Origin of the sequence: Oceanomicrobium pacificus, from assembly GCF_009833495.1 — a bacterium.
In the GTDB taxonomy this organism is placed as follows: Bacteria; Pseudomonadota; Alphaproteobacteria; order Rhodobacterales; family Rhodobacteraceae; genus Oceanomicrobium; species Oceanomicrobium pacificus.
Genome location: NZ_WUWG01000003.1, coordinates 603,719 through 617,563, shown reverse-complemented (window position 1 = coordinate 617,563; position 13,845 = coordinate 603,719). Strand labels below are relative to the sequence as shown.

Below are 13,845 nucleotides of genomic sequence, written 5' to 3'. Positions count from 1 at the left end.
CAGATCAGACGATTTCTTCAGGCAAACCGGGGATGTTGCGCCCGAAGCGCCGGGCGGGCGCCACCGGATAGGGCAACAGGAGCGATCGCCGCGTTTCGGGCGGACGTTCGGCATCTTCCTGCGAAATCCGCGCGAGCGCAGGCGCCAGTGCCCCGTCGCGCGGCAACTCCGCGGCAAGCTCCCCGCCCACCCAATGATCGAGGCACCGGTCGAGCAGGCGTGCCGCGTCGGGTGCGCCCAGTTCCACACCCGCCTCGGTGTCCCAGTCGAGGCTGCGCCCGTTCAGGTTTGCCGATGACACGATCGCAGATGCGCCATCGAAGACCGACAGTTTGGCATGGACATAGACGATGGGCGCCTCGTCGAGCGCGGCACGGCCTTTGGCATCCGGATCCGCGCTTTCGCGGCGATGCTGCGCCGGTGCGCCGATGAAGAGCCGGTCGCCGAAGGCCGCACGCACCTGATCGACGCATTTGGCTTGCAGATATTCCCCATAGCGCGCATCGCTTTTGGTCTTGCCCTCAAAAGCCACATCCTCGGGCGCGGCCGGAAGGACCAGCACCATGCCAATGTCCGGCGCGCGATGCGCCGCTTCGGCCAGTGCCTGCGCGATCTTGCGGCAGCGGAAGAACTGGGTTTCCAGATAGACGAGCTTTTGTGCAGCTTCGATACCGGACAGATGCGCATCGGTCAGTTCCGAGACGACAGGCTTCGGCGACACATGGAATTGCGCGTTCGAGCGCTGTGCCGACAAAGTGCGCAAGAGCCCGGGCCGCGGCAGCGTCGAGCCGCGCTCACATTCCTCCGGAAACGCCTCCAGATGGGCTTCGGCCGCGGCAGCGGCCTCACCTTCCACGATCACCTGCGCATCATGCCAGGTCTGGCGGCTTCCGCGGTCATGCGCGGGCGTGTCGTAGCGGCGCTCGTCGAGATCGAGTCCGCCGATATAGAGCGTCCGCCCGTCGATGACGGCCAGTTTCTGGTGATGGCTCGCGGGCACAAGTGGGGGCACAGGCCAGCGCCGCGGCCGCAGTGTGCCGCCATCCTTCCGCAGATAGGCGGCGACGCCGGGCATATCCTCCAGCGCCTGCGACCGCTCATCCGGATCGAGCGCGTTCAGCCGCTCCGCCGTGGCCTTCAACTCGCCCAGGATCTTGGGCCAGAAAAGCAGACGCGGGCCGATGCCGACGCGCGCGGGATGCAGCGCAGCGATGCCGGTCCAGAGGTCGGGATGTGCCGAACCTTCGGCAATCGCATTCAGTTTGCGGATCGCCGCATGGGTGCCGCGGTGGAGTTCGGGCCGCGCGACCGCATCGAAATCGGACAGAATCAGCCTAACGGAGACACCGCGGTCGAGGGTCGCGCCGATCAAATCGCCCCATGTCCGTCCGACCTCTTGTGCCCGTTCGGAACGCAGGCGCGTGTCGGGGTCGAAGACGCGGAACCCCATGACGACGCGATCCTGCGCGTCGAGCACCAGTTCCTCGAAGGCGGGAAAGGCTTCCGCTGCCGTCAGAAGCAGACGGGTGCCCGCACCTCCGCCCTGCCCGTCCTCAGGCATGGCTCGGCCGCGCCGGACCCGGCGTTTCCGTATTCCGCGGTTCGCTTGCCACCGTCACAGCCTTCTGCCCTTCGGCATCGCCCTGCGCGTCGGCAGGAAAATCCACCGGTTCCTCATCGAACGGAGTTTTGACGAAGGTCAACTTCAGCCGGTAGCACTCATCCTCCTCGGCGGTCGTGATCCGGCCACCAAGCTGGCGAGCAAAGGCGTTCATGAGCTGTGCGCCGAGGCCGGTGCTTTCCGCCGCATCGTCGATCACCGTTTTCTGGCCGAGCGTATTCTCGATGCGCAGCGTTACCTCGCCATCATCGGATTCGGTCAGTTCCACGATCACTTCCGGCGGGCTGCCTTCGGGCGCGCCCAGATGTTTCAGAAGGTTGGTCACGGCTTCGGACGCGAGCAGCGCCAGCGGAACTGCCTGATCCGGCAGAAGCACGACGCTGTCGACTGTCCGGTCGACCTTGACCTTGGTGCCAGCCACCTGCCCCTTCACGCGGATCTGGTCAACAATATCATTGATGAGCACACCCGCATCCACCTGGCTGAGGCTGTCGGCCTGATAGAGCGTCCGGTGAATGGTGGCGAGCCCGCGCACCCGGTCCTGCAGGCGCCGGAGCACCTTCTTCGTGGCCGGGTCCGGATTCTTGCGCATCTCCATGTTCATGATCGAGGAGATAAGCTGCAGATTGTTCTTCACCCGGTGATGCACCTCCTTGAGAAGCACATTCTTCTCGTGCAGCGAATTTTCCAATTCCGCTTCGTCACGCAGGATTGCCTCGGCCATTTGGTCGAAATCCTGTCCCATTTCGGCCAGTTCAAGCGGCACGCGGCCGGTTTCCGGCTGCGGGCGGAAACTGCGGGTCCGGGCAAAGGCACGCATCCGACGACGCAGGCGGGTCACATGGCGCAGGACCAACCGGTGGATGGCGAACATGGCGACGATCAGGCAGGCGATCCACATCAGGATCGGAAAGACCGACGGGTGAAGCGCACGGTCGAAACCGGTGGCAGACGGCGCGCGGGCCGACCAGATGCCGAGCGCGTAGACCGTATCTTCCACGATCGGGGTCACGGCGAACACGCGGTTCTCTTCGTCCACCGACTTGCCGGAAAAAGCCTGCCGGCCGCCGGAGAAGAGATATTTCAACTCTGTTCCGCGCGGCAGCAGGTCAGCCACGTCACCCATGTCGGAGGTTGCGGTGATCACCTCGCCTTCGTCATTGAAGGTGATCAGCCCGACCAGGTCGTTCGGCGCTTCCTCGCTGTCGATATCGAGCCGGTAATGCGGGACGGAGACCGAGATGTAACCGTCGAAATTGCCCGCATCATCATAATGCGGCAGGCTGATAATGATGACGGACGTGCCGCTGAGCGGCGCGTCCTGATTGACATTCACCATCGGCGCGGGATTGGCGACACTGTCCGCGAAGCCGGGAAAGTCGGAAAAATCCACCGTGCGCCCGTGAGAGGAGCAGGTCATCACCCCGTCTTTCGGCAGGAAGCCCACGAAACTGAACCGGTCCGACGCATCAAGAAAGGATTGCAAATGGCGCTGGCAGGCTTCGGCATCCTGATTGAAAAGCTGGATGAAGGCGCCGAGCGTGCGCGCGGCCCCGAAGGCCTGCTGGATCACCGCCTGCTCCACCGTCGCGGCCTGTTCGGTGACCGCAAGCAGTGTCAGTTCGGTGCGCCGCTGGGTTTCCTTGGTCACCTCGTCCGTCTGTTTGACGGCGATCAGGCCGATCGGCAGAAGTGCGAGCGACAGGAAAGCGACGACGCGGAACGTGAGGCTCCGCATCCGCGCAGGCAACAGATTGTGGGGCATCAGATCGCCGGGGCTCCGCTGCTCGCGACGACCGCCATGGTGGCATTGTCGGTCAGTTCCATCGCCTCATCCTCTCCGAGGTTGAGCATCTCGGTCAGCCGCGCACGAGCACGGTTGGCGCGGCTCTTGATCGTGCCGACCGCCACCCCGCATGTCGCTGCGGCTTCCTCGTAGGAAAAGCCCGACGCACCGACAAGGATCAGCGCCTCGCGCTGCTCGTCGGGCAGCGTGGCAAAAGCCTTGCGGAAATCGTTCATGTGGAGGTGCCCGTCATGGGCCGGTTTCACGGCAAGACTCTCGGTGAACACACCCTCGGCGTCCGAGACCTCCCGCCCGAGCTTGCGACGGCTGGAATAGTAGGTGTTGCGGAGAATGGTGAAAAGCCAGGCCCGCAGGTTGGTGCCGGCTTCGAACTTGTCGATGTTGGTCCAGGCCTTGACGACCGTGTCCTGCACCATGTCATCGGCGACGGATCCGTTGCGTGTCAGGGAAAGGGCGAAGGCTCGAAGGGCCGGCAGATGTTCTACCAGCTCGTCTTTCGGATTGGCCTGACTCATTTTTGAGCGTTCCCCTGTTTCTGAGCGTCTTGGGCCTTCAGTTTTTCAAGTAGGTCATGGAACCGGTCAGGCAAGGCCTCTTCGACCGCTTCCTGATAGACGCGCTTCAGATTCTCGTCGATCTGGATGCGCGCGCGCTCCTGCTTTTCGTCCTGCACAGCATTCTCCATACGCTCAGTCAATTTTGCTCGGATCACAAATTCTTTGGAACGAAATGCACGGATAGGGCGTTAGGTTCCGAAAAAAATGGAAAAGGGCTTATTTTTTTTATGACTGAGACACGTCAAGCTTCCGCCCCGGTGGATCGCGTCAGCGCCATCGGTGCCGATCTTCCCTATCTGCGCCGCTATGCCCGCGCCCTGACCGGGGCGCAAACCTCCGGGGACAGCTATGCCGCCGCCACGCTGGAGGCGATCCTCGAGGATCCGGCCGTGCTCGACGGGAGCCTGCCGCCACGGGTTGCGCTCTACCGCGCCTTCCACACGATCTGGACGAGTGCCGGCGCGCCGGTCGCCAATGACGAGGACGGGCTGCGCAAGCGCGCGCAGGCCCACCTGGAGCGGTTGACGGCCAACACCCGCGAGGCGCTGCTTCTGTCCACGATCGAGGATTTCACGCCGGCCGAGGTCGCCCAGATCATGCAGGTCTCCGCGGACGAAGTGACGGAACTGGTCCGCATCGCGCGGGATGAAATGGCCCGGTCGATCGCCGGCAAGGTCCTGATCATCGAGGATGAGGCGATCATCGCCATGGATCTTGAAGCGCAGGTCTCCGAAATGGGCCATCAGGTTGGCGGTGTCGCGCGGACCCGCGCCGAAGCCGTGCAACTCGGCACCGAGATCCGCCCGAACCTGATCCTGGCCGACATCCAGCTCGCCGACAATTCGTCGGGCATCGATGCGGTCAACGATCTGCTGGCCGAACTGGGCGATGTGCCGGTCATCTTTATCACCGCCTTCCCGGAGCGGCTGCTCACGGGCGACCGGCCCGAGCCGGCCTTCCTGATCACCAAGCCGTTTACCGAGGACCAGGTCCAGTCGGCGGTGAGCCAGGCGATGTTCTTCTCCTCCACGGAAACGTTGCGCGCCTGATACTGCGGCACAGAACGACAGGTTGAAGCCCCGGCCATTCGGTCGGGGCTTTTTCGTAGATCCGGGACGTCCCCTGCAATGGACCTGTCCAAAGAAAAGGGCGCCCGGGGGGAACCGGGCGCCCGCTCACGGGGAACTCGTTACGCAAGCCTGCGCCTTATTCAGCCGCGATCGCGCGCAGCATCCAGGCGGCTTTCTCGTGGAAGGTCGCGCGTGCCGTCGCAAGATCCTCGGTCACGGCATCCTTCTCGCGGCCGGCCATCTCGATCAGAGCGTGCAGGCGGTGGGCGACGCGTTCGTGGTCGCTTGCCAGATCCTCGCACATCTCCCCGGCCGACAAGGCATTTTCATGCTCCTTGATGACGGACGCCTCGACGATATCAGCCAGACGCGTCGGTGCCAGATGACCCAGAGCGCGGATCCGTTCGGCGAGCACGTCGGTCGCGGCAAACAGGTCCTCATACTGGGTCTCGGTCAGGTTGTGGACCGAATAGAAGAGCGGCCCCTCGACGTTCCAGTGGTAGCTGTGTGTCTTGAAGAGCAGCGTATACGTGTCGGCCAGCGCATCGGCGAGGCCGAGCGCGATGGCACCCGTATCACGGACACCCGTTTTCACGGATTTCTCGCTCGGGACAACGTTCAGGGACTTGGTCATGTCAGAACTCCGTTTCGTTTCAGGGAAAAAAGGAGCCGGCCGCGGTGGCGCGACCGGCCGCTGGCGGCGGCCGGAGCCGCCGGATCATCCGCCGCTGTTAGGGCGATTTGCTGCCGAACGCGCGGGCCAGCAGCGCGACGATGAACAGCACGATGAAGATGAAGAAGAGGATCTGCGCGATCCCGGCCGAGGCGCTGGCGATCCCGCCAAAGCCGAAGACACCGGCGATCAGTGCGACAACAAGAAAAATCAAAGCCCAATAAAGCATGGTATGTCCTTTCTTTAATTGCTTAGCGCCGAATATGAGCAGCCGGCGTCTGGGAGCATAACGGGTGCCGGATCAAAAGGTTCCCACGCTTCCCTCACGGATCCGTCAGACCGGCGCATTTCCGGTTTCGCGGAACCAAAGGAAAGGTCGGCACGTTGATGTGCCAACCAGATTTGAAAACGTGAAGGAGACTGAACATGGCCAGAAGCACGCAGGTTGCGAAAACGTCCAACGGCAAGTCGGAGGCCTCCGTGGAGGATCTCACCAAGCAGATCGAGGCGCTGAAGAGTGACCTTGCCGGTCTGACCAAGACCATTTCCGACCTTGGCCGTACGCAGGGCGAGGCCCTGGCGGAAAGCGCCAAGATCAAGGCGCAGGAATTGAAGGCGCGCGGTCAGGAAAATGCCGAACTCGTCGCCCGTCAGGCTCGTGCGCTCAACGATGACGCCAACCAGATGATCGCGGATCGCCCGGGGACCGCGCTTGGCCTCGCGGTCGGGGTTGGCATCCTGATCGGGCTGATGACAGCCCGGCGGTGATTTTCATGACGAACGACTTTTCGAACCAGTTTCGGCGGAGTGCGCAAGCGCTCCGTCTATTTCCCGTTTAGCGGGACGGTTGAAAAGGCGATGGGATCAGGGCGGCGAAAGCCGCCCTTTTCTTTTGCAATTTCGGTTGGCAGAAAACCGCCTGTTCCCAGATGCTTGCAAAAATCTTTTTACAAGTTTCGGGAACTCCGGAAGGACCATTCCGGTTTGTTCACCACGACAGCGGGGACCATCAACGGTCGGTTATTCAGGCCGGCCAACCCTGCGAAACGGACTGAACAGAAAGGAATTTGAGATGACATTTTTCCGCACCACCGCAGCCGCTTCCGCCCTTGTGATGGCCGCAACGGCCGTGCAGGCGACGCCGATCACCGTTGGCGATGTCGACGTGCAGACCGAACTGTCGAGCGCTGAGACCTCCGACGCGCTGAAATACTGGCCGGCCCTCGCCGACGACATGAAAACGAAACTGGCCGAGGAGCTTTACCCGATCACCCAGCCGGGCGGATATGACGTGACGGTCATGATCCGCGAACTGAGCCTCGACGGCTCTTATGTTCTGGGGGACGCGGGCGAGTTCAACACGATCGGCGGTGTCGTATCGGTGATGAACCCCGAGGACACGACCGACGTGCAATCCTTTGCGCTCGACCTGAAGGGCATCGTCACGGACACGGCGCCCGATGATGCAACGGTCGTGCTGCTGCCCGAGGAAGGCGACTTCTACGAGGCTCTGGTTGCCGGTTTCGCCAAGCTGACGGCCGACCGGATTGCCGAGATGAACAAGTCGACCGAGGCTATTGCCGACGAGACCAATGACGAGAACAAGGATGACGACGAAGACGAGTCGTAATCCGCCACAACGGCCGGCCCTTGTGTCCGGCCGGCTGTCCTGGGCCCGCTTCGGCGGGTCCGGCGTCTTAAGACCCCGCTTCGGCGGGGTCTTTTTTTGCGCGGACAATCGACCTGGCGACCGCAAGTGCCGAACACAGGTCTCCACCTGCCCGAAACGTGGCCGGACCCCACGTCACCCCTGCCTCAAAAATGAACATTCGCGGACCGGCACCCGATCCGCTTCGCTTGAACATGGACGGGCCGCACCGGACAGGCTAGCTCTGATGCCATGGCAATGGACGCTCCCACATGACAGAAGCCGGTTCCAACACGCGGCGCATGGCGCTCGGCCGGACGATCCGCGCCGTGGGATCCGCGGATTTCATGCCGTCGCTCATGCTCTATCTGGCCGAGGTCACGCCATTTCAGGGGTGCCTTCTGCTGCTTCTCGACGGCACCGCACCGCCAAGGCACATCTATGACGACGTACGTGCGGAACGGCGGACAGTGGTGATCGACCGCTATCTCGACGGCGCCTATCTGCTGGACCCGTTCTTTACCCATTACCGTCAGGGCGGCGACCCGGGCGCTTTCAGGCTTCGCGATGTGGCCCCGGACCGGTTCCAGCAATCGACCTATCACAAGACCTACTACCGCTCGATCCGGCTGGTGGACGAGGCCGCGATCCTGTCGCCGCTGCCGGACGGGCGAACGGTTTTCACCTCCATCGGACGGCGCGAGGACGCGAAACGCTTCTCGCGCCGCGATATTGCGCGCTTTCAGGACATGCTGCCGATCTATGACGCGCTTCTGGCGCAGCATTTCAGCCATCCGCGGCAGGATCTCGAACCGGATGACCTGCCGCGCGACATTGACGAAGTGCTCGTCACTTTCGACAGCCCGGCCCTGACCCGGCGCGAGCGCGACATTGCGGCGCTGATCCTCAAAGGCCATTCCACCGCATCCATCGCGGTGATTGCAGGGATCGCCGAGGGCACGGTCAAGATCCACCGCAAGAATATCTACCGGAAACTCGGCATCTCCAGTCAGGGCGAGCTGTTCTCGCTCTTCCTGTCGCGGCTCGGCCGGCGCTGATCTATCCCCGCGGGGGTATGGCCGGCTGATCCGGCCTGCCGCACAGTCACAGGCGATGTCATCTCCCCCCGAAGAAGGAGCGCCCGTGCCCGCATCGACCGCCCGCCAGACCCCGCCCTGCCCTGCGCCCGCCACGGCGACCGACACCGCGACGGCGACCGGCCGATGATCGAAATCTCGACGCTCACCAAGGTCTTCGGCTCCGGACAGGAGGCGATGACCGCGCTCGACAATGTCTCCGTCACCATTGCGGAAAACGAGTTCTTCACCCTGCTCGGCCCCTCGGGATGCGGCAAGACCACGCTCCTGCGGATGATCGCGGGCTTTGAGTTGCCCGACACGGGCGAGATCCGGCTCGACGGCCAGCCGGTCACACATCTGCCGCCGCACCACCGCCCGATCAACACGGTGTTCCAGAATTACGCGCTCTTTCCGCATATGAATGTGGCGCAGAATGTGGGTTTCGGGCTGGAGATGCTCGGCCGCGACCGCAAGGAGATCGACGCGACCGTGGCACGCACGCTGGAACTGGTGCGGCTCGACCATCTGGCCGGACGGCGCATCGACCAACTGTCGGGCGGCCAGCAGCAGCGCGTGGCGCTGGCCCGAGCTCTGGCGCCTGCGCCGAAAGTGCTCCTGCTCGACGAGCCGCTGTCGGCGCTCGATTTCAAGCTGCGCAAGGAAATGCAGAGCGAGCTGAAGCGCCTGCAACTGGAAACCGGTATCACCTTCGTGTTCGTGACCCACGATCAGGAAGAGGCGCTGACAATGTCCGACCGGATCGCGGTGATGAGTGCCGGAAAAATCCTGCAGATCGGCAGGCCGATGGATATTTACGACCGCCCGGCCGCGCGTTTCGTGGCCGACTTCATCGGGGATATCAACTTCATCGAAGGCACCGTGACCGACGGGGGCACAGTGGCAACGGGCAGCGGCGATCTGGCCGTGACGGCCCCTCTGCCCGCGAGCGGCACAACAGTGACGCTGGCCATCCGCCCCGAGCATGTGATGCCGGGCGCCGAGGGCCCGAACAGCCTTGCCGGCACCCTGGCCGAGCGTGTCTATTTCGGCTCCGGCACGGTGCTGGAGGTCGACCTCGGCGCGACACGGATCAGCTGCCGGACCGGGGACGCCCCCTTTGCCGAGGGCGCGCCGCTCTCGGTCACCCTGCCGCCCGAGCGGCTGCAAGTGCTGCAGGACTGATCGGATGGCGGACAGGATCACCGACACGCGCACCACGCGCCAGCCCGCGTCCGACGCGCTTGCCGGCGCACGCGCCGCGCGTGACAGCGCCGCGAAGCGCACCCGCGTCTTCCTTCTCGCACCGGCGATCCTGACCATCGGGATCGTCGGGCTGATGCCGCTGTCGATTGCCCTCGTCTATTCCTTTCTGGAGCCCGGCACCTATGGCGGGGTCACCTGGGCCTTTTCAACCGACGCATATGTCCAGTTCCTCTTCGACCGCGACATTTTCGATGACAGCCTGACCTTTTCGACGAGTTACCTGTCGATCTTCTGGCGCTCGGCCTTCCTTGCCATCATCACCACGATCGGCGCACTGCTCATCGGGTTTCCGACCGCCTATTTCATCGCCACGAAGCCGCCCGCACAGCGCAATCTGTGGCTCTTTCTGGTGACGCTGCCCTTCTGGACCAATCTGCTCATCCGCACCTATGCGATGCTGCTCATCATCCGCGACGAAGGGTTCATCAACATCACCCTGCAGATGATCGGCCTGACCAGCGGCCCGATCGAGATGCTCTATACCGATGGGGCCGTGTTCCTCGGGCTGATCTACAGTTTCCTGCCTTTCATGGTGCTGCCGCTCTATGCGTCGCTCGAAAAGCTCGACTTCCGGCTCGTGGAGGCCGCGCATGACCTCTATGCCGGACGGGTGCAGGTGCTGCGCCGCGTGATCCTGCCGATGGCGCGCCCCGGCATGATCGCGGGTTGTATTCTTGTCTTCATCCCCTGCCTTGGCGCCTATATCACGCCCGAACTGCTCGGCGGCGGCAAGAAACTGATGATCGGCAACATGATCGCGCTGCAGTTTGGCGGCTCGCGCAACTGGCCCTTCGGTTCGGCCGCCGCGTTGATCCTCATGGCAATGGTGCTGATCGTGCTCCTGATCGTGAACCGCAGCCGCGCGGATGCGGAGGTGTCCCATGGCTGATGCGACCGAGACCCGCAAGACCCCGCGCGCCAAGGCGTTCGACCTGCGCCGCCAGCCCGGCTTCGCCGCGGCGGCATGGGCCTGCATCATCTTCCTTTATGCGCCCATCGTCGTGCTGATCGTCTTTTCCTTCAACGACAACCGGTCGGTCGTGCGCTGGACGGAGTTTTCGCTCCGCTGGTACACGGAAGCCTTCGCCAACGAGGGCATCCAGAAAGCAACCTGGATGTCACTGAAGGTCGCCTTCGTGGCCACCGCTCTCGCAACCACTTTCGCCACCATGGCCGCACTTGCCACCACCCGCGTGGCCCGGTTCCGCGGTCAGGGGATCGTGTTCGCTATCATCAACCAGCCGCTGATGATCCCCGAAATCGTCACCGCGGTTGCAACCTTGTCATTCTTCTCGCTCATCAAACAGGCGACGGGCTGGCAGGGCGTGGGTTTCCTGATGCTGGCGCACACGGTGTTCTGCATTCCCTTCGCCTTCCTGCCGATCCGCGCGCGTCTACAGGACATGACGATCACACTCGAACAGGCGGCTGCCGACCTTTATGCGACGCCATGGGCGGCGTTCCGGCGCGTGACCCTGCCGCTGATGGCGCCGGGCATTCTGGCCGGTGCCACGCTCGCTTTCGTGGTGTCGCTCGATGATGTGATCATCACGCTGATGATCGCCGGTCCCGGAGAGACCACGCTGCCGATCTATATCCTTGGGCAGATCCGCCGCGGAATTACACCTGAAATCAATGCAGTATCGACACTTCTTCTGGGGCTGTCGCTGCTGCTTGTGTCGCTCACCTTCCTATTGGGACGGAAGCGATCCCGCGCATGACCGGGCCAGAGATGCCCGGCCGGCACCAACAGAGGAGACGGAAATGAAAAAAGTGACCATCGGACTGAGCGTCCTTGCTCTGAGCGCGGTTGCGGGCCTGCCCGCGCTCGCGGCGGGCAAGCTCAACATCTACAACTGGGGCAACTATACCAGCCCCGAGATGATCGAGAAATTCGAGGCCGAGCATGATATCGAAGTCACGCTCGACGGCTATGACAGCAACGAAACGATGCTGGCCAAGGTCAAGGAAGGCAATACCGGCTACGACATCGTCGTTCCTGGCGACTACATGATCAAGATCATGATCGAGCAGGACCTGCTTGCCGAAGTGAAACCCAACGAGATGGAAAACTTCGCCAATGTCGATCCGAACTGGGTCGATGTCTGGTGGGATCCGGGCCGGAACTACTCGATCCCCTACCAGTGGGGTACCACGAGCTTCACCGTCGACACGGAAGTCTTTACCGGCGATATCAACACGCTGGAACTGCTCTTCAATCCGCCGGAGGAACTGCAGGGCCGCATCAACATGCTCAACGACATGAACGATGTGATCAACGCGGGCCTGCGCTATCTCGGCTACGGCCGCTGCAACGGCAATGTGGACGAGCTGCGCGAAGTGACCGAGCTTCTGGTCGAGGCCAAGCAGCACTGGCGCACGATGGACTATTCCACGATCGAGAAACTGACCTCGGGCGATGTGGACCTCAGCCAGAACTGGAACGGCGCCGCCATGCGCGCCCGCGCCCAGCGGCCGAGCCTGCAATATGCCTATCCGAAGGAAGGCTTCACCGGCTGGATGGACAATGTTGCCGTGCTGAAAGACGCGCCCAACATGGAAAACGCCAAGCTCTTCATCAATTTCATGATGGACCCGGAGAACGCGGCCATGACTTCCAACTTCGCGCGTTATGCGAACGGGATCAAAGGCTCCGAGGCCTTCATGGACCCCGAAATGCTGGAAGCGCCGGAGATCCTGATGCCCGCCGACGCGCCGGCGCCGGATTTCGTGAAGCCCTGCCCGCAGGAGGTCGTCGATCTTTACAACAAGATCTGGACCCGCCTGAAGCAGTGACCGCCTGAGCGGCTGTTGATCCCTGCGGCGCCGTCTTAGGGCGCCGCAGGACCCGAATCCCTTCCACCCCCAGCCCGGACCGGAGCGATGACGCAAATCGAGGACAATCTGACCCCGCGCCCGCGTTCCGCCCGCGAACTGGGGATCATGCAGGGCAATCCGCCCCCGCCGGAAAAGCGCCCCTCGCTGACCAATTGGGACCTCGCCCCATTCAACCGCTGGACATTCCAGCATATCGAGGACCTGTTTCCGATCGCCCGTGTCGGCGCACGATCGGGCGGTGCCCGCCCGCTGGCAGACGCGACGGCCGACCTCTCCGGGGTCACGTTCACCGCGACCGAGGACCGACGTCTGACGCTGGCCGACCATCTGGCGGAAAGCTACACAGATGCATTCATGGTCCTGCATCGCGGCCGGGTGATCACTGAAACCTACTTCAACGACCAGACACCGCTGACCCGCCATCTGGCGCAATCCGTCTCCAAGTCGCTGGTGGGCGCACTCGTCGGCGTCCTGCACGGTGACGGGTTGATCGACCTGCAGGCGCCCGTGTCCGACGTGCTTCCGGAACTGGCGCAGAGCGGCTATGGCGATGCGCGCATCTGGCAGGTGCTCGACATGCGCTCCGGCGTCCGCTTCACAGAGGATTACAACCTGCCCGGGTCCGACATGACGCGGATCGACATGGCGGCCGGCTGGCGCCCGACCCCCGACGGCACCCCGCGGGAAACCATTCGCAGCGTCATCGCGAGCCTGCCGCGCATCCGTCCACACGGGCAGAGTTTCAGCTACCGCTCGATCGAAACCGACCTCTTGGCATGGGTTTGCGAGCATGTCACCGACATGCCACTGCCCCGGCTCCTGTCCGAGCGCATCTGGCAGCCGGTCGGGGCGGAAGCCGACGGGTTTTTCACAGTCGACAGCGCCGGCACCGCGCTCGCCGATGGCGGTTTCTGTGCGACCCTGCGCGACTTTGCTCGTTTCGGAGAGGCGATGCGCCGCGCCATATCGGATGCGGGCGACACGCCGATCCCGCATGACTGGGCGCGCGCCACGACCAAACCCGACCCGGACGGGTTCGACTGGCCCTACACGGTCCTGTCGCCCAAGGGCGGATACCGCCGGCAATGGTGGGTCCATGACCGGACACGCGGCGACATCATGGCGCGCGGCGTGTTCGGCCAGCTCATCTATATCGACGCGGAAGCCGAACTGACGGTTGTGAAACTCTCCACCTGGCCCGATTACCTGATGCCCGGCTATATCGCCGACACGATGGCGGCAATTGCCGCAATCCGGCAGGCGTTGGCCGACACCTGACTTCTGTCCGA

At 63.3% G+C, this 13,845-nt stretch carries 15 protein-coding genes; 9 read left to right on the top strand and 6 right to left on the bottom strand.

Annotated features, from left to right (window positions below; translation table 11 throughout):
• Nucleotides 1-4 precede the first annotated feature (4 nt).
• From GSH16_RS09520 to GSH16_RS09505, 4 genes are read right to left on the bottom strand one after another with little or no spacing between them, the layout of a single operon-like run.
• Nucleotides 5-1,561 carry a phospholipase D family protein gene (locus GSH16_RS09520; RefSeq protein WP_160854396.1) on the bottom strand — a complete coding sequence of 519 codons (1,557 nt, stop codon included), beginning with the start codon at nucleotides 1,559-1,561 and terminating at the stop codon, nucleotides 5-7.
• Complete coding sequence (locus GSH16_RS09515) at nucleotides 1,554-3,386, bottom strand: sensor histidine kinase (protein WP_160854394.1); 1,833 nt, start codon at nucleotides 3,384-3,386, stop codon at nucleotides 1,554-1,556. The genes GSH16_RS09520 and GSH16_RS09515 overlap by 8 nt, the downstream gene beginning before the upstream one ends.
• On the bottom strand, nucleotides 3,386-3,943 hold the full coding sequence (locus tag GSH16_RS09510; RefSeq protein ID WP_160854383.1) for an RNA polymerase sigma factor: 558 nt from the start codon (nucleotides 3,941-3,943) through the stop codon (nucleotides 3,386-3,388). The genes GSH16_RS09515 and GSH16_RS09510 overlap by 1 nt, the downstream gene beginning before the upstream one ends.
• Nucleotides 3,940-4,101 carry a NepR family anti-sigma factor gene (locus tag GSH16_RS09505; RefSeq protein WP_328803206.1) on the bottom strand — a complete coding sequence of 54 codons (162 nt, stop codon included), beginning with the start codon at nucleotides 4,099-4,101 and terminating at the stop codon, nucleotides 3,940-3,942. The genes GSH16_RS09510 and GSH16_RS09505 overlap by 4 nt, the downstream gene beginning before the upstream one ends.
• A gap of 111 nt (nucleotides 4,102-4,212) precedes the next feature.
• Here GSH16_RS09505 and GSH16_RS09500 point away from each other — a divergent pair, with 111 nt between their 5' ends.
• Nucleotides 4,213-5,034, top strand: coding sequence for a response regulator (locus tag GSH16_RS09500; protein WP_160854381.1), 822 nt, complete (start codon nucleotides 4,213-4,215; stop codon nucleotides 5,032-5,034).
• Nucleotides 5,035-5,191: 157 nt separating this feature from the next.
• Here GSH16_RS09500 and GSH16_RS09495 read toward each other — a convergent pair whose 3' ends face one another.
• Entirely contained in the window at nucleotides 5,192-5,689 is a 498-nt protein-coding gene (locus GSH16_RS09495; RefSeq protein ID WP_160854379.1) for a Dps family protein, read from the bottom strand.
• 97 nt (nucleotides 5,690-5,786) lie between these two features.
• Complete coding sequence (locus GSH16_RS09490) at nucleotides 5,787-5,957, bottom strand: DUF1328 domain-containing protein (protein ID WP_160854377.1); 171 nt, start codon at nucleotides 5,955-5,957, stop codon at nucleotides 5,787-5,789.
• 197 nt (nucleotides 5,958-6,154) lie between these two features.
• On the opposite strand from GSH16_RS09490, the gene GSH16_RS09485 reads away from it, so the two are divergent.
• The 8 genes from GSH16_RS09485 (at nucleotide 6,155) to GSH16_RS09450 (ending at nucleotide 13,834) form a co-directional block, all read left to right on the top strand.
• Nucleotides 6,155-6,496, top strand: a complete 342-nt coding sequence (locus tag GSH16_RS09485) for a DUF883 family protein (protein WP_160854375.1) — start codon at nucleotides 6,155-6,157, stop codon at nucleotides 6,494-6,496.
• Nucleotides 6,497-6,800: 304 nt separating this feature from the next.
• Complete coding sequence (locus tag GSH16_RS09480; protein ID WP_160854373.1) at nucleotides 6,801-7,358, top strand: hypothetical protein; 558 nt, start codon at nucleotides 6,801-6,803, stop codon at nucleotides 7,356-7,358.
• 290 nt (nucleotides 7,359-7,648) lie between these two features.
• Nucleotides 7,649-8,434, top strand: coding sequence for a helix-turn-helix transcriptional regulator (locus GSH16_RS09475; RefSeq protein ID WP_160854371.1), 786 nt, complete (start codon nucleotides 7,649-7,651; stop codon nucleotides 8,432-8,434).
• A 165-nt stretch (nucleotides 8,435-8,599) separates the two neighbouring features.
• A complete protein-coding gene (locus tag GSH16_RS09470) occupies nucleotides 8,600-9,637 on the top strand; it encodes an ABC transporter ATP-binding protein (RefSeq protein ID WP_160854369.1) in 1,038 nt (345 codons plus the stop codon).
• A 4-nt stretch (nucleotides 9,638-9,641) separates the two neighbouring features.
• Nucleotides 9,642-10,607, top strand: a complete 966-nt coding sequence (locus GSH16_RS09465; RefSeq protein WP_160854367.1) for an ABC transporter permease — start codon at nucleotides 9,642-9,644, stop codon at nucleotides 10,605-10,607.
• Complete coding sequence (locus GSH16_RS09460) at nucleotides 10,600-11,439, top strand: ABC transporter permease (protein ID WP_160854365.1); 840 nt, start codon at nucleotides 10,600-10,602, stop codon at nucleotides 11,437-11,439. Before GSH16_RS09465 ends, GSH16_RS09460 begins: the two co-directional genes overlap by 8 nt.
• 43 nt (nucleotides 11,440-11,482) lie before the next feature.
• On the top strand, nucleotides 11,483-12,514 hold the full coding sequence (locus tag GSH16_RS09455) for an ABC transporter substrate-binding protein (RefSeq protein WP_160854363.1): 1,032 nt from the start codon (nucleotides 11,483-11,485) through the stop codon (nucleotides 12,512-12,514).
• A gap of 87 nt (nucleotides 12,515-12,601) precedes the next feature.
• Nucleotides 12,602-13,834: a serine hydrolase domain-containing protein gene (locus tag GSH16_RS09450; RefSeq protein ID WP_160854361.1), complete on the top strand. Its 1,233-nt coding sequence runs from the start codon at nucleotides 12,602-12,604 to the stop codon at nucleotides 13,832-13,834.
• Nucleotides 13,835-13,845 lie beyond the last annotated feature (11 nt).

Bases quoted from the DNA above. Each gene is read 5' to 3' on its own strand.
- GSH16_RS09520 (WP_160854396.1), bottom strand. From the start codon at position 1,561: ATGCCTGAGGACGGGCAGGGCGGAGGTGCGGGCACCCGTCTGCTTCTG.
- GSH16_RS09515 (WP_160854394.1), bottom strand. From the start codon at position 3,386: ATGCCCCACAATCTGTTGCCTGCGCGGATGCGGAGCCTCACGTTCCGC.
- GSH16_RS09510 (WP_160854383.1), bottom strand. From the start codon at position 3,943: ATGAGTCAGGCCAATCCGAAAGACGAGCTGGTAGAACATCTGCCGGCC.
- GSH16_RS09500 (WP_160854381.1), top strand. From the start codon at position 4,213: ATGACTGAGACACGTCAAGCTTCCGCCCCGGTGGATCGCGTCAGCGCC.
- GSH16_RS09495 (WP_160854379.1), bottom strand. From the start codon at position 5,689: ATGACCAAGTCCCTGAACGTTGTCCCGAGCGAGAAATCCGTGAAAACG.
- GSH16_RS09490 (WP_160854377.1), bottom strand. From the start codon at position 5,957: ATGCTTTATTGGGCTTTGATTTTTCTTGTTGTCGCACTGATCGCCGGT.
- GSH16_RS09485 (WP_160854375.1), top strand. From the start codon at position 6,155: ATGGCCAGAAGCACGCAGGTTGCGAAAACGTCCAACGGCAAGTCGGAG.
- GSH16_RS09480 (WP_160854373.1), top strand. From the start codon at position 6,801: ATGACATTTTTCCGCACCACCGCAGCCGCTTCCGCCCTTGTGATGGCC.
- GSH16_RS09475 (WP_160854371.1), top strand. From the start codon at position 7,649: ATGACAGAAGCCGGTTCCAACACGCGGCGCATGGCGCTCGGCCGGACG.
- GSH16_RS09470 (WP_160854369.1), top strand. From the start codon at position 8,600: ATGATCGAAATCTCGACGCTCACCAAGGTCTTCGGCTCCGGACAGGAG.
- GSH16_RS09465 (WP_160854367.1), top strand. From the start codon at position 9,642: ATGGCGGACAGGATCACCGACACGCGCACCACGCGCCAGCCCGCGTCC.
- GSH16_RS09460 (WP_160854365.1), top strand. From the start codon at position 10,600: ATGGCTGATGCGACCGAGACCCGCAAGACCCCGCGCGCCAAGGCGTTC.
- GSH16_RS09455 (WP_160854363.1), top strand. From the start codon at position 11,483: ATGAAAAAAGTGACCATCGGACTGAGCGTCCTTGCTCTGAGCGCGGTT.
- GSH16_RS09450 (WP_160854361.1), top strand. From the start codon at position 12,602: ATGACGCAAATCGAGGACAATCTGACCCCGCGCCCGCGTTCCGCCCGC.